Origin of the sequence: Nonomuraea thailandensis, from assembly GCF_024172165.1 — a bacterium.
GTDB classification, from domain to species: Bacteria; Actinomycetota; Actinomycetes; order Streptosporangiales; family Streptosporangiaceae; genus Nonomuraea; species Nonomuraea thailandensis.
In genome coordinates, this window is record NZ_JAMZEB010000002.1 from 3926480 (window position 1) to 3946841 (window position 20362).

The following is a 20362-nucleotide window of genomic DNA, read 5'->3' on the forward strand; positions in this document are numbered from 1 at the left end:
CGGTGGTGCTGAGTGACAGGAGAGAAGCGACGTGGGAGACGAACACGCGATCGTGGTCGGGGCGGGCTTCGCCGGCCTGCTCGCCGCCCGGGTACTGGCCGATCACTACCGGGCCGTGACGTTGCTGGAGAAGGATCCGGTCACGGCGGACGTCGTCCGGCGGCCCGGCCTGCCGCAGGCGCGGCACGTTCACGTCCTGCTCGATCGGGGGATGCGGGGTCTCGAAGCGCTCTTCCCCGGGCTGGCGGAAGAGCTGGCCGGTACGGGAGCGGCCACGTTCGACGTCTGCCGGATGGCGGCGATGCTGCCACGCGGCTGGGCGCCGGACGTACCGCTCGGCCTGGCGCTGACCTCGCCGGATCGCGGAGTCCTCGACCGCGTCCTGCGCCGGCGTGTCCTGGCCCTGCCCGGCGTGCGGCTGGAGAGGGGCTTCCACGTCGAGCGGTTGCGCTTCACCTCCGAACGCGGCAAGCCACGCTGTGTCGGAGTGAGCGGACATGCGAGCCGGGACGTGGACGCCGACCTGGTCGTGGACGCGTCCGGCCGGCACTCGCGGCTGCCCCACTGGCTGACCGCCGCCGGCCTGCCCACGCCACCCGAACGTGTCCTGCCCGGCCGGGCCTGCTACACCTCCCGCCTCTACCAACCCCCCGCGGGCAGCTCATGGCGGCCTGCGGTCGAGCTCACCTCCGCGCCGCTCGTCCCGCGCGGCGCGGCGGTCGTGCCCGTCGAGCCGGACCGCTGGCTCGTCAGCCTCACCGGCATGAATCAGCAGGCCCCCTTCGACGAGGCCGGATTCCTGCGCTACGCCCGTTCGCTGCGCAACCCCGAGATCAGCCGCGTCATCGCGGAAGGCCGGCCGCTGTCGCGCATCCACGGCTACGCGGTGCGCCCCAACCGCTGGCGGCTGCATCACCGGACCGCCTCAGCCTGGGCGGGGCTGCTCGCGTTCGGCGACGCGTTGTTCTGTCTCAACCCCGTCTACGGCCAGGGCATGACCGTGATCACCATGCAGGCGCTGCTGCTGCGGGATTTGCTGGCCGAGGGACGCGACCCGGACACGTTCGCGGTCAGGGCGCCGCGGCTGCTCGCCGTACCGTGGCTCATGACCACCGCCGCGGACATCGGCTGGGCGCCGGCGCGCCGCCGTTCCCCCTCGAGGCTGGCCGCACGGGCCCTGAACAGGCTGCTCGACCACGCTCCCCATGATCCAGCGGTCTACCGCAGCCTGTTCTCGGTCATCCACCTGGCCGCGTCCCCCGCCACACTGCTGCATCCGCGCGTGCTCGCCCATCTCGGCCGGTCAGCGCCTGTTGAAGGAGTCGTTCCGTGAGACAGAGAAGTGTTCCTGTTGTGGAAGGTAATGCCTTGGCAACGCTCTGCTACTAATGGGCTTGGAAGATTACTCAGCGTAGCCAAGGAGGCCCCATGGACGCGCGGCACCAACGGATCAAGGCCGTCTTCGATGTCCTCAACACCAACTCCAACGGTTATCTCGAGAGCAGCGACCTGGAGACGGCGGCGCGCCGGATCATCAACGATCTCGGTGTCGGCCAGGGCTCCGAACCGGCGCAGGCATACCTGAAGAGCATCGACGCCTACTGGACGAGCCTGGTGAGCGAGCTCGACCAGAACAACGACGGCCGGCTGAGCTTCGAGGAGTTCGCCCGGCCGCACACACCGCAGAACTATCCCTCCGCCGTCCGGCCGCTCGCGGAGTCTCTGGCGACTCTGTGCGACCTGGATCAGGACGGGTACATCGAGCGCGTCGACTTCGTGACCGCCGCTCTCGGCATCGGATTCCCGCGCGCCGCGGCCGAGACGTTCTACGCCGAACTCGACACCGCGCAGCAGGGGCGTATCCCCACCAGCGCCTTCCTGACGATGTTCGAGGAGTTCCTGCTGGCCGAGACCCGGACGGCAGGCCAGACGCTCGTCCCCAACTAGTACACAGCCTTGTGCAGCGGGTGGCGGTCACGACGATGGCCGCCGCCCTCCTCGAGGCTCCGACGACAGGATCGGTGACATGGATGACCACAAGCAGAGCTCACCCCAGCACCGGCACATGCCCGCCGCCACTGTTGTCCCGAGCCCGCGAACTCACCGAGCCCGTCCTGCGCACGCTGATCGACGGCCTGCCCGGGCGGTTGCGCCGGGTCGCGGGCTATCACATGGGCTGGTGGGACACCGAAGGGCGACCGGCGGGACACTCGGGGAAATGCCTGCGCCCGGCCTTGGTGCTGGCCTGCGCCCAAGCCTCGTCCGATCTCGACGCCGCTGCCGCACCGCCCGTACTCGCCGCCGCGGCGGCGGTCGAGCTGGTGCACGACTACTCCTTGCTGCATGACGACGTCCTGGACGGAGACCGGACGCGACGGCACCGTCCCACGGCGTGGTCGGTGTTCGGCATCAATCAAGCGATCCTGACCGGCGACACCTTGATGGCCTTGGCCATGCAACAGGTGGCGATCGGGAAAGCGGCGCTGGTGCTGAGCCGGGCCGTCCAGGAACTGTGCGAGGGCCAGTCGGCCGACCTGGCCTTCGAGACCCGCGACGACGTGACGGTCGCCGAGTGCCTGGCGATGGCCGAGCAGAAGACCGGCGCGCTGACCGGCGCGGCCTGCGAGCTCGGCGCCCTGACCGCCGGAGCGGACGAGACGGTCGCGGCGGCGTACGGCCGCTTCGGCCGCGACTTCGGGATGACCATGCAGCTCACCGATGACCTGCTCGGCATCTGGGGAGACCCGTCCGTCACCGGTAAACCCGCAGGCGCAGACCTGATCTCCCGCAAGAAGACGCTGCCCGTCATGGCAGCCCTGGAGTCCGGAACCCCGGTCGCCGAACGCCTGGCCGGGATCTACCACGATGCCCGTGAGCTGGACGCCGACGGCCTGGCCCAGGTGAAGAGGCTCATCGAAGCCGCCGGAGGCCGTGACTGGGTCAGGGCCGAGATCGCCCGGCGTACCCGGGCGGCTCTGGCGGCCCTGGCAGAAGTTGGCCCGACCGCGGCAGGCTCGGCCGACCTCCTGCTCCTGATCGACATGGCCGGCAACCGCGACCACTGACGGCCCGGCCCCGAACGACGAGGACCCGCATGGCCATCACCGCCAAGGACGTGATCCGCTCCCCCTACGAACGTGCCCTGCACGAGCACTGGACGGACAAGACCGACGACCCTATCAACCTCCTGCTCGGTCAGGACGACGGTCTCTACCACCACCACTACGCCGTCGGCGACTTCGACCGCAGCATCCTCGACGCCGACCCGGCCGGGCGCGAACAGCGCATTCTCGCCGAGATGCATCGCATGGAGACCGAGCAGGTCGATCTCATCCTCGACGGCCTGACGGGACTGACCGCGCAGGTGAGCGTCGTGGACGCCGGCTCGGGCCGCGGAGGCACCAGCTTCATGATCCATGACCGGTACGGGTGCCGGGTGGACGGGGTCAACTTCTGCCGGCACCACCTCGACTTCGCCGAGAACCTGTCCAAGCAGCGCGGCTGTGACCAGCACGTCCGCTTCCACTACGCGAACATGGTGGACACGGGCCTGCCCGAGGGAACGTACGACGCCGTCGTCACCAACGAGACCACGATGTACGTGGACCTCGTGGAGGCCTTCACCGAGTTCGCCCGCCTCCTGACGCCCGGCGGCCGCTACGTCGGCGTCACCTGGTGCTGGGACGACCTCACCGGGCCACGCTCCCCCGCCATCGACGCGATCGACGAACACTACGTCTGCAACATCAACGCCCGCAGCGCCTACATCCTCGCCATGCTCGAAGCCGGCCTGATCCCGACCCAGATCCAGGACCTCACCCAGGACGCGATCCCCTACTGGGAGCTACGCAGCGCATCCCAGCACCGCACCGGCGTAGAGCCGCACTTCCTGAACGGTTACCGCACCGGAGCCCTGCGGTACGTGGCCTTCACCGCCTACCGCCGAAGGCACTCCGAGGATTGATGCGACAGTGTCCGCGCGCAGGGTGACGAGGCCGATGACAACCGGCACTGAATGATCGTTCTGGTGCGGCACGAGGGCGGCCGTGCACGGGAGTGCGGACTCCGATGGTCGTTTCCGAACCCGCCACGGGGGAGCTCATGCCGATGCGAGTGACTGACGTCGATGAGCAGGTCATACACCTTCGGGCAGATGCAGGACCTCAACAAAGACGTTACGTACGAGGTCAAGCCGTTCCCGGCCACCGACGACGCCCAGGCGACCTACGTAGCGGCCTCCCCCGGGCACGGAGTCGGTGTCAACGCCAAATCCGCCAGCGCTGACCTGGGTCGACGCCGCGACAGGCCGCACGTTCCTCAACAACCTGCACGGCGTGCCCGCCGACACCCCCGTCTACGAGAAGAACGGCTGGACGGCCGACGCCCACCTGGCCACCGAAGCGGCGCTCCACCATTTCGACCTGCGCACCGCCTTCGTCAAATGGCTCGACGACCACGTCGAGGCGCAGCACGAGAACGGGGTGGTTCCCCGGATCATCCCCAGCTCTGGATGGGGCTACGGTCCCGATCCGGCCTGGAGCGCGTCCATGGTGCTCATTCCGTGGAATCACTGTTGGGAGTACGGCGACCTGACCATCTTGGACCGCTACGCCGAACCGATGTTCCGCTACACCGATCGCCTGCTGGACCTCGCGGGCGACGGCGTCTGGCCGCTGCACAGCTGGGGAGACTGGCTGTCCCCCGGTCACCAGTTCGCACCGGAAGGTCCCGCGCCCACGGCGACGATGGTGCTGCACCGCATCGCCACCCGTACCGTGGCCATCTGCCGCGAGCTGGGGCTGGACACCCGGCGAAGCCACTATGAGCAGGCGGCCCGAAGAATCGCCGCCGCCTATCGCGAGGCCTTCCTCGACGAGGCCACCGCCACCTACCGCTCCCCGCTAGCCGGATGCCGGCAGACGTGCCAGAGCGCATCAGCGACCGTGCCTTCCGTATGCTGCCCTGGGCCAACCCCGGCCCCCTTCCGCTCCCGCTGGATCGAGAAAGCGGTCATTGACGTCGCGCGAGCCGCACGACCGCCGTCCGGCTCGCTCGCGGAGATCACCACTCCCCCAGGCGGCGGCCCGGCCCCTGAACGGCCGCCGATGCCTCAACGGCCGCCGATGCCTCAACGGCCGCCGATGACCGGCCGCCCTGCCGGTTGTGGTCGCGGCCTGTGACGATTCCGCGTATGGGCCAGGGCTACGGTGGTGGCTCCTTCGAGCGAAGGGCGGGGGTCAGGGCCCGCGTGCCGGGGTGGATGGCTCGGGCGCACAGGGTGAGCGTTTCCGCGAGTGTCGTACGGTCCAGGTCGTCGATCCCGGCGAGCATGACGGCTTCGATGCTGTCGAGGGATCGGTCGCATCGCCGGAGGGTGCTCAGGCCCTTCGGGGTGAGGCGGGTACGCAGGGCGCGGCCACCACGGGGATGCGGGTCGCGGCGGATCAGGCCGCGTTGTTCGAGATCGCGGATGACCAGGTTCATCGCCTGCGGGGTGACGAAGGCGATGCGGGCCAGGTCGGCCGAGGACGGGGCGTCGCGCAGGCGCAGCTCGCTGAGCGCCATGTATTCGGTGGTCGTCAGGCCGTGCCGGGCGAGCGCTTCATCCAGGCAGGCACGGATGCGGCGTTCCAGCCGGAACACCAGATAGCTCACACGGGGCGGTGGTGCGTCCGGCGCAGCGGCCGCGGGGACACCCGGATCGGTCACCAGGCGACGATATCGCGCCCCGTCACGACGGGCCCCGTGAAAGTTTCCCAGGTCCTTATCAAGGACCTTGATAGCAAGTTACTTGATAAGCAGGGGAAACGGCCGTCTCCCAGGTGAGCCGGCGGGCACGTGTACCGAGCGCGCATTGACGCCGGCTCGTGGCCCTTCTATTTTCCAGCGACCGAGGTCGATACGCGGCGGACCGGTCCGCGGCGCGCCGCGGACATGGCGAGGAGGAGCGCGAATGAGACGATGGACCACGGCGCTGACTGGCGCCTGCGCCGCGGCGCTCTTTGCCGTCATGACCGTGATACTCGGAACGCCGGCCGCTGCCGCCGCCCTGGTGGAGGTGAGCAGCTTCGGCAACAACCCGGGCAACATGCGGATGTACGTCTACGTGCCGGACTCGCACCCGGCCTCCCCGGCGATCGTGGTGGCGATGCACGGCTGCGGCGGCTCCGGCCCCGGCTTCTACCAGGGCAGTGAGTTCGCCTCGCTGGCGGACCGATACGGCTTCATCGTCATCTACCCGACCGCCACCCAGTCGGCGGGGTTCGGCAACTGCTTCGACACCTGGTCGGACGCCGCCAAGCAGCGCGGCGGCGGCAGCGACCCGGTCTCGATCATCTCGATGATCGACTATGTCGAGCGGACCTATCAGGGAGACCCGAATCGGGTCTACGCCACTGGAAGCTCGTCCGGCGGCATGATGACCCAGCACATGCTCGCCGTCTACCCGGACGTGTTCAAGGCAGGCGCCTCCTTCATGGGTGTGCCCTTCAACTGCTTCGCCGGCGCCGCCGACTACCCGCCGGGAAGCAGCAGGTGCACCGGCGGGAGCATGGACCGGACACCTCAGCAGTGGGGCGATGCGGTCCGCCAGGCGTACGCGGGATTCTCCGGCCCCCGCCCGCGCGTGCAACTGTGGCACGGCACCAGCGACACCCTCGTGCCCTACTCGCTGCTGCGTGAGTCGATCGAGCAGTGGACCAACGTGTTCGGGCTGAGCCAGAGCCCGACCGGCACCGACACCCCGCAGGCAGGCTGGACCCGCAGCCGGTACGCCGACCCGTCCGGCAGGGTGCAGGTGGAGGCGTACAGCATCCAGGGCGCCGGGCACGTTCTTCCGCAGAGCGGCATGGCCCGCTACGCCGTCGAGTTCTTCGGCCTGACCACCAGCCAGACCGACACCACGCCGCCGACCACCCCGGCCGGGCTCGCCGCCTCGGGCACCACCGCGACCGGCACCAGCCTGACCTGGACGGCCTCCACTGACGACACCGGTGTGACCGGCTATGACGTCCTGCGCGCTCCGGGCGCGACGGGCGGCACGTTCACCCAGGCCGGCACCTCGGCCACCACCTCGTTCACCGACACGGGCCTGAGCGCGAGCACCACCTACCGCTACCAGGTGCGGGCGCGCGACGCCGCGGGCAACGTCTCACCCGTCTCCAACACCGTCCAGATCACCACCCAGGCGGGCACCGGCGGTGCCTGCTCGGCCACCCCGACCGTACAGTCCCAGTGGGGGAACGGGTATGTGATCCAGCCGCTGACCATCACCAACACCAGCACCTCGACGATCACCGGCTGGGCCGTCACCTTCACCCTGCCGGCCGGGCACACGCTGACCGGCTCGTGGAACGCCACCGTCACCACCAGCGGCCAGACCGTAACGGTCAGAAGTGTCGGCCACAACGGCACGCTCGCGCCGGGCGCCAGCACCACCAGCTTCGGCTTCCAGGCAAGCAGGCCCAACGGCAACACCGCCCTGCCGTCCGGCTACACCTGCGCCTGACCGTCGGCGCGTTTCCTGATCACGGCTCCGTCCTCGACACGGAGGGGACGGAGCCGTGGCCTTCACGCGCCGCGGTGGACACAGAAGTGGCCGGGAAGGCAGCGAACAGGTCCACCTCGCACCGGAGCTCGCCCACGGCCGGTTCCTCGACGGCCCCCGAATAGAGAACAAAGCTGGTCGGCACGTGCCTCAAGGAAGGGTTCTGCGGCAAGCTTCCGGAGCTCCGCAGCGAGCGCGTGATTCATCGCGAACAGCCGCATACTTTCTTGACAGGGCGACGTCCATTCGCTGAATCGGTCCTCGCCTTTTCGACGTCCGCGGACTTGTGGGTGCCGTGAACTCGGCCACCCTGTGCGGCCTGCGCATACTCGCGGATCAGCCCGCCGAGGCGATCACGACGGATGACCTCGATATCGGCCTCGACTGGCTCGGGCAGGGATCGAAGGGAGCGGCATACCCCAGGGACAGGTGCGGGAGGTGCTCATTGAAGTGAGTCTGGTGGAGGAACGCTTCGCGGAGCACGACACCGCGACGCTGCTCGGTCTGCTCGCCGAAGCCGGTGTGCCCGCCGGGAAGGTGCGTGACGTGCGCGAGGTCTACGAATGGGACCAGACCCGCAGCCAAGGGCCCCTTCTCGATGTCTAGCATCCCGCGCTGGGGGGATCACCCTGCCGGGGCCGCCGCTGAGGTTCTTCGACCCTGACGGGGCCGAGCAGACCTTCACCGGCCATCTCCCGCCGCCCGTGCTCGGCGCCGACGCGGCGGTGGTCCGTGCATGGCTTTCCGGCGAGACCCCGCTGCCGGAGGGCGCGTAGCGGCAGGCGCGCGAGTACCGCGTTGCCGGCCACTTGCGTCAGGCACCAGCCGGCCAGCGGTACGTGGACCGAGCCGGCCAGCGCGACAGCGACGTCTCAAGGCTGCTGTACTCCAGGACTCACGAGAGGCTTCGCGGGTCCTGGAAGAAGCGGAGCAGTTCCTCGACGAGAGCATCGGGGCGCTCCTCGGGTACGTAGTGACCGCAGTCGTCGAAGACGACGTTGTGAAGCCGTCCGGTCACCGGCCTCAACATGTCGGCCATCCGTTCACCTACCGCGTGGGCGCCCGCGACGCTGAGGACGGGCATGGCGAGGGATCGCGTCTTGCGCTGCTCATTCTGCGCGATGTTCTCATCGGTGGCTCGGTAGTAGTCGAAGCTGGCCCGGAGCGCCTCGGGGTCACGGGCGAGAGTTTCGACGTAGAAGCTGATCGCGGACGCCGGCAGCGGTTGAACGGCCTTGGAGCGGAACTGATGACCGAAGTAGATGTCCTCCCGGCCGCGGACCAGCGACTCGTTGACCGAGTGCTGGCGGTTGAAGGCGAAGTGCCACAGCAGATCGTTCTGGGCCTTGGGGCCGAAGATCGAGACACCGGGCAGGAGCCCGGGCACGGTGGCGTCGATCAGTGCGAGGCGTTCGACGGCCTCGGGGTGATCGGCGGCCAGGGCGTAGCCGAGCCACATGCCGATGTCGTGCCCGGCCATGAGGAACCGGTCGTGTCCGAGCGCTCGCATGAGAGTGCGGAGTTCGGCGGCGACGGTGCCGAGGTCGTAGCCACCCTGCGGCTTGTCGGAGCGGCCGACGCCGCGAGGATCGACGGCGACGACGCGGAAGTGCTCAGCGAGCCGGGGCATGACAAAGCGCCAGGCGTACCAGTTCTGAGGCCAGCCGCCGACCAGCAACAATGGCCGGCCCGCACCTCCTTGCACGGTGTGCAAGCGGACGTCGCCAGCCCGGACAAGAGTGCTGTCGAAAACGTCGGTGAAGCCGGCGGGCAGCCAGGGGACGCCGTGCACGGTGCCGAAACCCGTGAGCGCCTCAAGGGGCGTGGTCATGAATCATCTCCTGCGTGAACCTCTTGAGCCAGTTCGATAGAACCTGTTTAGACGGTTCGCCGAGGAACGTCAAATTTTGCGGTGGGAGAGGCTGGAGGCATACAGTGAACCACTATGACCGGTTCATCCGCCGCCGCGAGCGCGTCGTCCGCAGGGGCCGTACGGCCGCATTCCGACGGGTTTCGGCTGGGCAACGACGTTCTCGCGTTCCGCTTCGTCGCCACGCTCTCGGAGCGCCGCGGCGACCCGGTCGAGCGCATCCCTACCCCGGAACGGCTGCGGGCCTGGTTGCTGGCCAATTCCCTCGGCAAGCAGGACATGCCGGTGTCCGAGTCGCTTCTGAAGGAGGCACGCGAGCTGCGCGAGGCCATTCATCGATCGGGTGTCGCCATCGCGGACGGCGGCGCGCCTGATCCGGCTGCCGAGAGGCTGCTCAACCGCTGGAACGCCCGTCACCGGCCACCGCTGGAGCTCGACGGCGGTGTGGCGCGGTGGCGTCTGCCCGACGCCGACCCGGCGCGGGCCGCGCTCGCCATCGTGGCCTTCGACGCTGTCGCGACGCTCGGCGGGCACGCCGGCGGCGTGATCAAGCGGTGTGAGCAGGCGACGTGTGACGGGCTTTTCGTGGATACGAGCCGGGGTGGGCGGCGGCGCTGGTGCTCCATGGCGACCTGCGGCAACAAGGTGAAGAAGGCCAACCTCAAGCGGAGCTGACCATCCCGCCGAAGGAGCCGGGCCGGGTACGGCTCAGAGTCCCCCGAACCGCACCCGGCTGATCGTTGGCCGACGCGTCCTACATCAGTGGCGAGGCTTCTTGATCATGACAGTGGTCTGGAGAGCGAGGTCCGCCGATGAGGCGCCGACCCACAGGGTGCGGGCCCCTGCTTCCATGAGCCACTTCTGGTGAGCCGGATCGCGATAGTGGGAACCGATGAGGTGCCGTGACCCTGGGGTCCTGACGATCGGCTCACGATTGTTGGAACCAATTTCTCGCGGTTGTTGGCACCGGGAGTTGGTTCTCAGGCTTTCTGGAACCGATTCCCATGATCGACGGACAGTAGTTGTTCGTGTCGCTTCCGTATCCGCTGAGCATGGAGGTCTCGTGCCCGCTGAATGATGTGCCCGCGCTGACGCTCTCCTCCAGCGCGCACGCGGTGAACGCGGACCTGCTGGCCGGGCCGGTCGAGGTCGTGGTCGAATGGAGCGAGGACGGGCAGAGCTGGGTGGAAGGCCCTGACGCCCGGTTTCTACGGATCAAGCGCCGTGGTGACGGTACCGACCGGGCCGGGCTGGAGCGGTACGAGCTGCCTGGGTACGTGTAGCAGCTCCGCAAGCTGATCTTGTTCCGGGAACGGCGCCGCTGGTGGACGGCAAGCGGGCCTTCTTGAGCTCGACCCCGGGCGCGATCCTGGCCACGTTCCTGCAAGAGGGGCAGGCGCGCGGCGCGGCGGCCGGCTTCTCGTGGGACTTCACCCCGGCCCACGACAGCGCCGGACAGCCGTGGGCGAAGATCTTGACGATCTACTACCAGCCGGGCATCGACGCGCTGACGACGCTGATCAACCTGGCCGAACAGGGCACGCTCGATTTCCGCATGGCCGGACGGACGTTGCAGGCGTACAACGCCGACACCGAGCTGGGGCGGGACCTGACCAGCGGTAGCGGGCCGGTTGACCTGCGGTCCGGCCGTGACGTGGTCGCCGCTCCCGACATCGGCACCTACGAAGATGCGGCCACGTCGGCGCTCGTGGTGGGCGATGACGGGTTCCGCATGTCGTTGACGAACGGGGCCGCCGAAGCTCCCTGGGGCCGGTGGGAAACCTACATCGGTCAAGGTGGCGTGAGCGATCCGGGTACGGCGCAGCTCCTGGCCGAAGCGGTGCTGTTGCGGGCCGGGCACGAGCAGGTGCAGCGGACCCGGCAGATCACTCCGCACACCGCGCGGTGGCTGCCGTGGCGAGACTACCGGCCCGGCGATCGGATCCTCGCGCCGGACGAGGCCGGGGCCATGGAGAGCCTGCGGGTCCGGCAGATGACCGTCACCCGGGACGAGAAGGGCGTCCTCGGCGGCAACCTCGTGCTCAACGATCGCCTGTTGGAAAGGGACCTGCGGCTGGCTCGCCGCACGGCCGGCATCGTCGGCGGGAGTACGGCCGAGGGCGGGTCGGGTGCGCGGCCCGCGCCGGAGTCGCCGACGCCGCGCACCCCCGCCGCCCCGGCCGGGCTGATCGTGAACCCGCTGGCTTACATCGACGAGCACGGCCTGCCGCGCGGACAGGTGACCGTCACGTGGGGCGCGGTCACCACCGCCGTCAACGCCGTCGCGCTCACCGTGGGCGGCTACGAGCTGTTCATGCGCGTCAACAAGGTCGGGGCGCCGTGGTTCCTGGTGGCCGTGACGGAGGCCGCCGACACCAGCGCCACCTACTCGCCGCTGGTGGTCGGCTGGCAGTACCAGTTCAAGGTCCGCGCCGTGAACCTGGGCAAGAAAGGCCTGTTCTCCAGCTCGGCCGCTGTGACGATCCCGGACGACGCGGACGCCCCGCCCGTGCCGGCTGCCCCGGCGCTGGAGTCTCGTCTCGGCGTCGTCCACGTGACATGGGATGGTCTCGGGGTCGGCGGTGCGCCGATGCCGGCCGACCTCCACAGGGTGCTCGTCTGGATGCAGGACCCGCTCGCGCCGGGCTGGCAGGAGATCGGGGCGCTCGACGCGGCCGGGTCGCTCGTCGTTCCCGGCCTTCCGTGCGACCTGGACCGGGAGTTCTCGTTCACGAGCGTCGACCGGTCCGGTAACAGCTCGGCCCGGTCGGCGAGCGTGACGATCGCCGCGGTGCGGCTCGTCGAGGGCGACGCGGCCGACGAGTCGATCACTACCGGCGCCATCGTGGCCAACGCGATCACCGCGGCGCAGATCGCGACCGGGCAGATCCAGGCCGGGCACATCGCCGCCAACCAGATCACGGCGGCGAAGCTGGAGGCCGTCCTCACCCTGGCCACCCGCATCGTCGCGGGAGCCGCCACCGGGGCCAGAGTCGAGCTCAACGCTGACGGGCTGGAGGCGTACAACAACTCCAGCGTGCAGACCGTGTCGATCTCGTCCGCGTCCGGCGCCGTCAGCATCGTCGGCCAGCTCGCGACCGGCGTGACCGGCCGCCGCATCATCGTCAACCCGGCCGGGGCGGCTGATCCGGAGATCAGGCTCATGCCGGGGACCGGCGCGAACTCGGCCCGCATCTGGACCGACACCGACGCGGCGATCCGGCTGAACTCCGACAACAGCCCTGACGGCACCCGCCGCTCGGAGGTGATCCAGCGCGGCGACGAGTGGCGCATGCACATGGTGCAGACCGCCGATGGGCTGGCCGGCGGCGGCTACATGTTCGCGCAGCCTGATGAGCTCGAGGTCGGCTACAACGACATCGGCGGCAACCTCAACCGGTTCCGCTTCTCCGCCGCGAGCACCGAGTTCATCGGCAAGTGGTCGTACGGCACGTCGGGCGCGGGTTTGATCATGCGGGCGGTGTCGCTGTCAGGCGGGTCGGCCTACAACGTGACGTGGGGCGGGCCGATCATGCAGACCACCCCGAGGGTGGTGTTCACGCCCGACAACCCGATCCCCGACCGGCTGCACTTCTACGTGCGCAACCCCGGCACGAGCGGGTTCGAGCTGACGTCGAACGAATCAGGTCTGAGCACGCCTACGGTGTTCGTGGTGCTGCTGAACCTGTGGGCCTGGCGCATGTGACGAATATCGTGTCCCTGGTTCTGGGACGGTCATGGATCGACAAGATCCGTCGCTTCGACGTTGAGAGGTTTTGCCTCGCGTATCTCATTATCATCCCGCGACATGGATCGAGCGCGCCCGTTTCGGCGGGACGTCCTGGCGTCAGGGGTCTTGAAGGCAGTAGCCAGGAAGTCGTTGAGCGTATCGGCGGGCATTCGCTTGGCTTCGCCTGCAAGAGACTCCAGTATTCTGAACAGCCACGCTCCTTCGGTGCCCCGAATCTCTCTTTCTCGTAGCACGTAGGGTTCAAGGGCGCCCCAAACCTGAACCACCCGCCGGTAGAGGAGCGTCATCGTGGCTCTCTTGTCGACGACCCTCATGGCTATCAGCGACGCGAAGGTCTGAAAGTAGTAAGCCACGCTGTACACAGCTTCCTTGGCGTCCTCCGGTAGCCCTGATATGCCCAGGCGTGGATCATGTTGAGCGCAGAGATCGTTGCAGACGTAATAGTAATCCTCGTTGAACTTGAGTGATCGGAACTCGGTAAGCAGATCGATTACTACTGGTATGTGGTTTGCGTGCTCGGCTGTCCGAATCTGCCTCAAGGCGAAGATCCCTGAGATGGCCACTGCGGTCACGGACACAAATAGGGCGACGAGATTGAGCAGCAGCGAACTGTCCACAATTGCAGGTTGATGTGTCGGGCCCTGTTTGGCAAGAGCCCTGGAAAGAAGAGGCGGCATGCGTCGATGGCAGATCACACGCGTACGCGAGGTCGTCAACGAGCACGAGAACGCCTGGCTCATCCACTACGACCCGTTCGACGGCACCCTACGCGACGCATTCGTCGCATGGGTGCCGAAGGAGGCAATCGAGTGGCGAGCGGCGGAGTTCGGCCTGACCACTGTCGATGAGGCACTGGAGGTACAGCTGTACCTGCCGCTGCTTGGACCTGGCCAGGCGGCTGGGACCTACGGGCTGCGTCTCGGTCTGCTCAGGCAGCATCTTGGGTTCGAGGCCGCGCTGCCGCTGAACGACATTCCGTCGCTGCGGCTGATGCACTCGACGCGCGCGGCCGGCGCGCAGTGGCTGGCGCAGCCGTGTGAGATCGCGATCGAGTGGTCCGCGGGCGGGGCGTGGACGGAGCCGCTGGGGGCCGATTCCTACGGATCAAGCGCGGTTCGGACGCGAGCGATCCGCCTCGCCCCGTGGGGCCTGGCTTTTCTTGATCCCGTCTAATCTGCGGGTCGCTCATGTTCCATTCGGGAGACCGAAGGGAAACCGGCAGTCTGGGACGCTCGATGCCGGTCTGAGGCGGACGCTCACGCTCTCCGAGGGGTCAGGGCCGACTCGGTCGCGGGGACCCCTGCCGTCCACCACCGGACTCCGGCAGGGGGAGGCAACCCGGTAGTCATACTGAAACCGCACCTCCTCCTGTCATGGCCTCAGGAGCGAATCTGTTGGATGCCCTCGATGATTGTCGGGTCAATGTTCAGATGGCTTCGAGGGCCTTCAGAAGCAGTGCGGCCAGGGGCCGAGAAGGTTGGATTCAGCCTCATGGCTTTGCGGAGCCTCGGCGTAGGCCAGGTGTAGCACGCTTGTTGCCCTGAAACTTTCAGTGCGTTTCCGAATGAACGATGCGCTACGTGCCAGCAAGAGGGGCCCGGGTCGCCGCTTATCCGGAACAGAGGAGCGGGCCACGCCTTGACGGCACCTGCACGCCTCGTATTTGCTCCGTCACACCACCACCCATCGGCGGAGGGCAGGCGCGAAAGCTATGTTAGCGCTAACACGATTATCCGTCACGCCTTCCAACTGCCACCAGGTCTGCACGGATGAGAGGACTGATCAACCTCATGTCGACGCTATCCGAGGCCCTGGCACCGCCCCTCTCGGCGGAGCCACAGGCAGGTGAGTGATGTTGCGGGGTAAATCCATCTTCGCCGCTGTCACGGTCGCGGCGCTTCTCGTGATGGCCACCGATGGTACGGCGCTGAGCAGCAGCGAGACCACGTCACGCGCGGCAAGCGCCGCCGCGGCGACGCCAGGCTGCGGCAAGACCCCAACGCTCAGAAGCGGCACGCAGTCGATTCAGAGCAGTGGCCGGACCCGCTCCTTCATCTTGAGAATTCCCGACAACTACAACAACAACAACCCCTACCGGTTGATCTTCGGGTTCCACTGGAGAGGCGGCACCGCCAACGACGTCGACTCAGGCGGGACCAGCGGATTCACCTGGTCTTACTACGGGCTCAGGCAACTGGCGAACAACACCGCGATCTTCGTCGCCCCCCAGGGCCTGAACAACGGCTGGGCCAATTCCGGCGGCGAAGACCTGACCTTCGTCGACGACATGATCAGGCTGATCGAAGCAGACCTGTGTGTCGACACCACGCAGCGGTTCGCCGGAGGTTTCAGCTACGGCGGCGGCATGAGCTACGCCCTGGCCTGCGCCCGGGCGACGGTCTTCCGCGCGGTCGCCGTCTACTCCGGCGCACAGCTCAGCGGATGCAGCGGCGGCACCCAACCCATCGCCTACATCGGGCTACACGGCCTCAGGGACAACGTACTCAACATCTCGCTGGGCCGGTCCCTGCGCGACACGTTCGTCAGGAACAACGGTTGCACTCCCCAAAACCCGCCCGAGCCGGCACAAGGCAGCGTGACTCACATCGTCACCGCCTACTCGGGATGCCGATCCGGGTACCCGGTCGTATGGGCGGCGTTCGACGGGGGTCATGCCCCCGGTCCAGTGGATGGGTCCACCGCCGACGACGGCGCACGGACCTGGACCAAGGGAGTGGTGTGGAACTTCTTCAACCAGTTCCAGGGCACGAACGACACCACTCCGCCGACCACTCCGGGCGCTCCCGCCGCCTCCAACGTGACCGCTACCGGCGCCACCATGACCTGGACGGCATCCACCGACCAGGGCGGCTCCGGCCTGGCCGGTTACAACGTCTACCGCGCAACGGGCGCCACCGACCCGCTACTCGGCCAGTCCACCACCAACTCGATCACCCTGACCGGGCTGACCGCCAACACTCAGTACCAGGTCTACGTACGAGCACGGGACGGCGCGGGCAACCTGTCGGCCAACTCCGCGTTCGTCACGTTCACCACGACATCCACCGGCGGCGACACCACACCACCCACCGCCCCGGCCGGGCTGGCGGTCTCCGGCGCCACCGCCGGCAGCATCAACCTGTCCTGGGCCGCTTCCACTGACGACGTCGGGGTGACCGGCTATGACATCCTGCGCGCACCCGGGGCCACCGGCGGCACCTTCGCCCAGGCCGGCACCTCGGCCACGACCTCGTTCAGCGACACGGGCCTGACCCCGAGCACCACCTACCGTTACCAGGTCCGCGCGCGGGATGCCGCCGGCAACCTCTCGCCGGTGTCTAACACGGTCCAGGTCACCACCAGCGGCGGCACCACCGGAACGTGCACAGCCACGCCGACCGTACAGACCCAGTGGGGTGCCGGCTATGTGATCCAGCCGCTGACGATCACCAATACCAGTACCTCGACGATCACCAGTTGGACGGTCACCTTCACGCTCCCAGCCGGGCATACGCTGACCGGCTCGTGGAACGCCACCGTCACCACCAGCGGGCAGACCGTCACGGCCAAGAGCATGAGCTTCAACGGCACGTTGGCCCCCGGAGCCAGCACCCCCAGCCTCGGCTTCCAGGCCAGCCGTCCCGACGGCAACACGGCCCTGCCATCCGGATACACCTGCACCAGCCCGTAAACGATATTCGAGGCCGCCCATGCCAGCACCCGCCGGTATGGGGGGCCCATCGCGAGCAGCGCGGCATTGCCGCTCAAGTACGGGGGACGATGGACGCGCCCGCTCACCTGACCGCCGGCGCGCCGACCGAGACGGAGGTGACACCAAGATCCGCAAATCGCGGCGCACGCTGGATCTGCCCAAGCTGGCGGTTGAGGCCCTCCGGCAACGCCACACCCGCAAGAATCTCGACGTCCTCGTCCCGATCGCCCATCGGCCGCAACCGGCCCGCGAGGTCCGTCAGTGCCCGGCGCCCGCGCGGGTGTGGCGCCGGGCGAAGACGATCCAGGCCGCGACGGCGGCCAGCGCCGCGAGGACGATGACGCCGACCTTGAGGGGAGTCCCCGTCGCGCCGTCGTCGTCCCCCGCGGTCGTCGCCGCGGCGGCGCCGTTCCGCGCGGGGGCCGTCGCCTGGCTCGTCGGCTGGTCCGGTGCGGGAAGGGCGGGAACGGCGGGCGTGGCGGCGACCACGCCCGCCTTCACCCGCACCGTCGCCTTCGCCTTGGACGGCTCGGTCGCGGTCACGGTGACCCGCCACTCCCCGCTCGGCAGCGGCTCGGCGGAGTGGTAGAGGTTCTGGCCCTCGGGCGCCGACCTGAGCGGCACCGGCCCGAAGGACCGGCCGTCGGCCGAGGTCGCCTTCAGCGTCGCCGCGACGATCTCCGTGACGGGATGGCCGTCCTTCTTGTATGTCACCAGCACGTTGACGTTGTCGGCGCCGTCTCCTGTCACCTCCAGCTTGATCGGCCCGCCGTGGGCCGCGGCGGCCGGTGCGCCGAGCACCAGCGCAAGCCCGGCCAGCAGGACGGTGAGGACGTATGCCGGTGCCTTGTTCACTGGTGGTGGCTCCCCTCGGGTTCGGTGTCGGGGGTGAGCGCCCCTTCGCCGGGTGATGTGGGCAGGAACACGTGCTGGTGGCCGTAGCCGGCGTCGATGTTCACGGCGTCGAGGGCGGTGGCCCCGATCGACCAGGTGAAGAGCGCGTCGGCGCGTTGCCGTGCGGCCAGGTCGAGGGCGGCGGCGCGGGCCGGTCCTGTGAGGTCCCGCGCCATCGTGTAGGTGTCGACGGTCGTGGCGAACTGCCGCACGGCGGAGGCGAGACTCGACCGCGCCACGTTGGTGGCGGTCTCGCCGGACGGCGGGTCGGCGAAGCCCTGGACGGCCGCGGCGGCGGCCTGCCGCCACTTCTCGACGTCGGCGGCGGTCACCGCGGCAGGTCCCGCGGCGCCGTCGCCGGGCAGGGCCAGGGCGAGCCCGTCGAGCACGGGGAGGAGCCGGGTCCGCGTGTCGCGGGCCAGCTCCGTCAGGGTCCTGATCTGGGTCCGGTCGCGCAGCGCGGACTCGGCGCGGATGCGGTCGGCCGCCTGCTCGATCGAGCTCGGCCGGGTCACGCCGAACACCACGCCGCCGGCGACGAGCGCGCCGAGCGCGAACGCGAACGCGAGGGCGAGCACGCGGCCCCGCGTCGCGGGCCGGGCCGGGGCCGGTTGCCTGGGTCGGTTGATGGTGGCCACCTCCTGGGGACGGTTGCCGGGGGCGCTCACGCCTCCTGGGGCGCGCCCTGGCGGGCGAGCATGATCAGCTTTTCGATGCGCCTGCGGCGCCTGGCGGCGTTCAGCCGGATGGCGAAGAAGGCGAGGACGAGGAGGGCGAGGGAGCCGAGCTGCGGCCAGGGCAGCGCCCACACCGTGGTGCCGACCGCCGCCCGCTGGGCGGCGACGCCGGGAAGCGGCTCGCCCGCAGGCGAGGGGACCGCCATGACGGTCGTGCCGATGGGTCCCAGCGGCCACGCGCCGGGCACCCGCGCGACGAACGTGCGGCTGCCGCCCGGCATGAGCTCCCTGGCCCTGGCCGCGGACGGGTCGTTCCAGCCGCTCTCCCCCACGAGCGTGGACGTCAGCACCTGGTTGTCCGTGACCAGCCGGACGTTGCCTTCGTTGGCCACGGTGTAGGTCACCTCGACGGATCCGGCGGCGAACGGGTTCCACGAACCCACGTACTCGGCCCGCACGCCGGTCACGGCCACCTTGGCCACGTAGTCGCCGGTGACGCGGATGTTCAGGCGGACGCCCACCCGGTTCTGGACCCGTACCTGGCCGGAGACGGTCTCCAGGGACGCGGTCACGCCCGCGGGGTGGTCCCCCGGCGTCGCGTTCCGGGGGATCGACACCGTCACGGGAACGACGGACGTGGCCCCGGCGGCGATGGTCACCTTCCCGGGGACCGTGATCCAGGCGCCGCCGTCGGTGGGCTCGGCGTCGGAGGGCCGCATGTCGAAATAGCCCTTGGAGGTCAGGTAGCCGTCGTTGGCGTCGATCGCGAAGTTCACCGGCTCGGTGGAGCGGTTGATGACCGCCACGTGCTCGACGACCTGCTGGCCGCCGGCGAGTTCGAGGTCGATGACGCTGCGGCCGTCGGGACCGTCGGCGTTGGCCGGCACGACCGACCAGGTGGTGTCGGCGCCGGACGGGGTGGCGAACGCCACCATGGCGGCCAGCAGCGCGACACCGAGAGCGGGCAGGACGGCGAGGCGGGCGAGGACGCCTCGCGGGCGGCTTGCGGTCAACAGAGGTCTCCAGTCTCGTCGTGGCCGTCCGGGGCCCGCGCCGGGCGGGCGCGGGCCCCGGACGGCCGGAGCGGGCGATGGCGTCCTGCCTCCGGTTCAGGACTAGGTGAACGTTCGGTACTGGTGAACGTTCGGTACTGGTGAACGTTCGGTACTGGTGAACGTTCGGTACTGGTGAACGTTCAGGACTGGTGAACGTTCAGGACTGGTTGAACAGGGAAAGCGTGAGGGTCGAGCGGTATTCGCCGGCGGTGACGTCGGCGGGGGTGCGTAGCGTGAGGTCGGCGTTGACCTGCCAGGTGCCGATCTCGTCGGCGGAGTTCGCCGTCGAGACCAGCAGCTCCTGGCCCTGCAGACCGACGGTCGGCGCTCCCGAGCCGTCGGAGATGACACTGGAGACGGGCTCACCGGCCTCCACCGCCCCGGAGGAGGAGCCGGTCAGCAGGCGTGGCCGCCAGCCCAGGTACTGCGGGCCGATGGGCGGCGCGGACCCGCTCGTCGCGGTGAACTCGCTGGCCTGGCCGACGACCGCCCAGAAGTCGCCGGCGGGGATCTCCTCGGGCCGGCGGGTGTCGGTCACCGTGACCGTCGGCAGGGTGCCGACGAACTGGCGGGCGGCGGCGTTGGAGCCGTCCTCCTGAAGGGGCACGCCGCCGTTGTCGGCGACGGTCATGGACACCTGGCCGTGAGTGGTGCTGGGCTCGATCGTCACCGTGACGTCGATGCCCTCCTCGGGGTCGTCGTCCGCCATCGCGGGACCGGCCACGCCGACGCCCGCGAGCGCGACGCCGAGCACCGCCGCGGCGAGCAGTTGCGTGGTCCTGTTGATTCTCATGTCTTCGCTCCATTGATGGGGGGCGGGGCCGGCCGGCCGATCGGCCGGCCGGCCCCGGTTCTGC

Annotated in this window: 20 protein-coding genes; 12 read left to right on the plus strand and 8 right to left on the minus strand. The window is 69.0% G+C overall.

Annotated elements, in window-relative coordinates; genetic code table 11:
• The first annotated feature begins 31 nt into the window (after positions 1 to 31).
• The 5 genes from HD597_RS21675 (at position 32) to HD597_RS21695 (ending at position 5180) form a co-directional block, all read left to right on the plus strand.
• Positions 32 to 1333 carry an NAD(P)/FAD-dependent oxidoreductase gene (locus HD597_RS21675; RefSeq protein WP_253744497.1) on the plus strand — a complete coding sequence of 434 codons (1302 nt, stop codon included), beginning with the start codon at positions 32 to 34 and terminating at the stop codon, positions 1331 to 1333.
• Between the two features lie 95 nt (positions 1334 to 1428).
• On the plus strand, positions 1429 to 1947 hold the full coding sequence (locus HD597_RS21680; RefSeq protein ID WP_253744498.1) for an EF-hand domain-containing protein: 519 nt from the start codon (positions 1429 to 1431) through the stop codon (positions 1945 to 1947).
• A gap of 83 nt (positions 1948 to 2030) precedes the next feature.
• Complete coding sequence (locus tag HD597_RS21685) at positions 2031 to 3065, plus strand: polyprenyl synthetase family protein (RefSeq protein WP_253744499.1); 1035 nt, start codon at positions 2031 to 2033, stop codon at positions 3063 to 3065.
• A gap of 29 nt (positions 3066 to 3094) precedes the next feature.
• The gene (locus HD597_RS21690; RefSeq protein WP_253744500.1) at positions 3095 to 3964 is read left to right on the plus strand and encodes an SAM-dependent methyltransferase; all 870 of its coding nucleotides are present in this window, start codon (positions 3095 to 3097) and stop codon (positions 3962 to 3964) included.
• A 292-nt stretch (positions 3965 to 4256) separates the two neighbouring features.
• Positions 4257 to 5180, plus strand: a complete 924-nt coding sequence (locus HD597_RS21695) for an alpha-L-rhamnosidase-related protein (RefSeq protein WP_308210676.1) — start codon at positions 4257 to 4259, stop codon at positions 5178 to 5180.
• Positions 5181 to 5202: 22 nt separating this feature from the next.
• Here the strand turns inward: HD597_RS21695 and HD597_RS21700 are convergent, their stop codons facing one another.
• A complete protein-coding gene (locus HD597_RS21700; protein ID WP_253744502.1) occupies positions 5203 to 5709 on the minus strand; it encodes a MarR family winged helix-turn-helix transcriptional regulator in 507 nt (168 codons plus the stop codon).
• 244 nt (positions 5710 to 5953) lie between these two features.
• Between HD597_RS21700 and HD597_RS21705 the strand changes: the two genes are divergently transcribed.
• Positions 5954 to 7507 (plus strand): extracellular catalytic domain type 1 short-chain-length polyhydroxyalkanoate depolymerase, encoded by a 1554-nt coding sequence (locus HD597_RS21705; RefSeq protein ID WP_253744503.1) that lies wholly within the window; start codon positions 5954 to 5956, stop codon positions 7505 to 7507.
• A 477-nt stretch (positions 7508 to 7984) separates the two neighbouring features.
• Positions 7985 to 8152 carry a CoA transferase gene (locus HD597_RS21710; protein WP_253744504.1) on the plus strand — a complete coding sequence of 56 codons (168 nt, stop codon included), beginning with the start codon at positions 7985 to 7987 and terminating at the stop codon, positions 8150 to 8152.
• A gap of 289 nt (positions 8153 to 8441) precedes the next feature.
• On the opposite strand, the gene HD597_RS21715 is transcribed toward HD597_RS21710, so the two are convergent.
• Positions 8442 to 9338 (minus strand): alpha/beta fold hydrolase, encoded by an 897-nt coding sequence (locus HD597_RS21715; protein WP_253744505.1) that lies wholly within the window; start codon positions 9336 to 9338, stop codon positions 8442 to 8444.
• A gap of 153 nt (positions 9339 to 9491) precedes the next feature.
• Here HD597_RS21715 and HD597_RS21720 point away from each other — a divergent pair, with 153 nt between their 5' ends.
• The 3 genes from HD597_RS21720 (at position 9492) to HD597_RS21730 (ending at position 13122) form a co-directional block, all read left to right on the plus strand.
• Entirely contained in the window at positions 9492 to 10091 is a 600-nt protein-coding gene (locus tag HD597_RS21720; protein ID WP_253744506.1) for a CGNR zinc finger domain-containing protein, read from the plus strand.
• A 353-nt stretch (positions 10092 to 10444) separates the two neighbouring features.
• On the plus strand, positions 10445 to 10699 hold the full coding sequence (locus HD597_RS21725; protein ID WP_253744507.1) for a hypothetical protein: 255 nt from the start codon (positions 10445 to 10447) through the stop codon (positions 10697 to 10699).
• A gap of 62 nt (positions 10700 to 10761) precedes the next feature.
• Positions 10762 to 13122 (plus strand): phage tail protein, encoded by a 2361-nt coding sequence (locus HD597_RS21730; RefSeq protein ID WP_253744508.1) that lies wholly within the window; start codon positions 10762 to 10764, stop codon positions 13120 to 13122.
• 29 nt (positions 13123 to 13151) lie between these two features.
• Here the strand turns inward: HD597_RS21730 and HD597_RS21735 are convergent, their stop codons facing one another.
• On the minus strand, positions 13152 to 13784 hold the full coding sequence (locus HD597_RS21735; RefSeq protein WP_253744509.1) for a DUF4760 domain-containing protein: 633 nt from the start codon (positions 13782 to 13784) through the stop codon (positions 13152 to 13154).
• A 58-nt stretch (positions 13785 to 13842) separates the two neighbouring features.
• Between HD597_RS21735 and HD597_RS21740 the strand changes: the two genes are divergently transcribed.
• Together HD597_RS21740 and HD597_RS21745 are read left to right on the plus strand one after the other, a co-directional pair.
• Positions 13843 to 14340, plus strand: coding sequence for a hypothetical protein (locus tag HD597_RS21740; protein WP_253744510.1), 498 nt, complete (start codon positions 13843 to 13845; stop codon positions 14338 to 14340).
• Between the two features lie 679 nt (positions 14341 to 15019).
• Positions 15020 to 16858 (plus strand): fibronectin type III domain-containing protein, encoded by a 1839-nt coding sequence (locus HD597_RS21745; RefSeq protein ID WP_253744511.1) that lies wholly within the window; start codon positions 15020 to 15022, stop codon positions 16856 to 16858.
• A 103-nt stretch (positions 16859 to 16961) separates the two neighbouring features.
• On the opposite strand, the gene HD597_RS21750 is transcribed toward HD597_RS21745, so the two are convergent.
• The 5 genes from HD597_RS21750 to HD597_RS21770 form a co-directional block, all read right to left on the minus strand.
• Positions 16962 to 17111 (minus strand): hypothetical protein, encoded by a 150-nt coding sequence (locus HD597_RS21750; RefSeq protein WP_253744512.1) that lies wholly within the window; start codon positions 17109 to 17111, stop codon positions 16962 to 16964.
• A 26-nt stretch (positions 17112 to 17137) separates the two neighbouring features.
• A complete protein-coding gene (locus HD597_RS21755) occupies positions 17138 to 17734 on the minus strand; it encodes a hypothetical protein (RefSeq protein ID WP_253744513.1) in 597 nt (198 codons plus the stop codon).
• On the minus strand, positions 17731 to 18441 hold the full coding sequence (locus HD597_RS21760; protein ID WP_253744514.1) for a hypothetical protein: 711 nt from the start codon (positions 18439 to 18441) through the stop codon (positions 17731 to 17733). The genes HD597_RS21755 and HD597_RS21760 overlap by 4 nt, the downstream gene beginning before the upstream one ends.
• Positions 18438 to 19463: a COG1470 family protein gene (locus HD597_RS21765; protein ID WP_253744515.1), complete on the minus strand. Its 1026-nt coding sequence runs from the start codon at positions 19461 to 19463 to the stop codon at positions 18438 to 18440. The genes HD597_RS21760 and HD597_RS21765 overlap by 4 nt, the downstream gene beginning before the upstream one ends.
• 199 nt (positions 19464 to 19662) lie before the next feature.
• Complete coding sequence (locus HD597_RS21770; RefSeq protein ID WP_253744516.1) at positions 19663 to 20298, minus strand: hypothetical protein; 636 nt, start codon at positions 20296 to 20298, stop codon at positions 19663 to 19665.
• Positions 20299 to 20362: the final 64 nt, after the last annotated feature.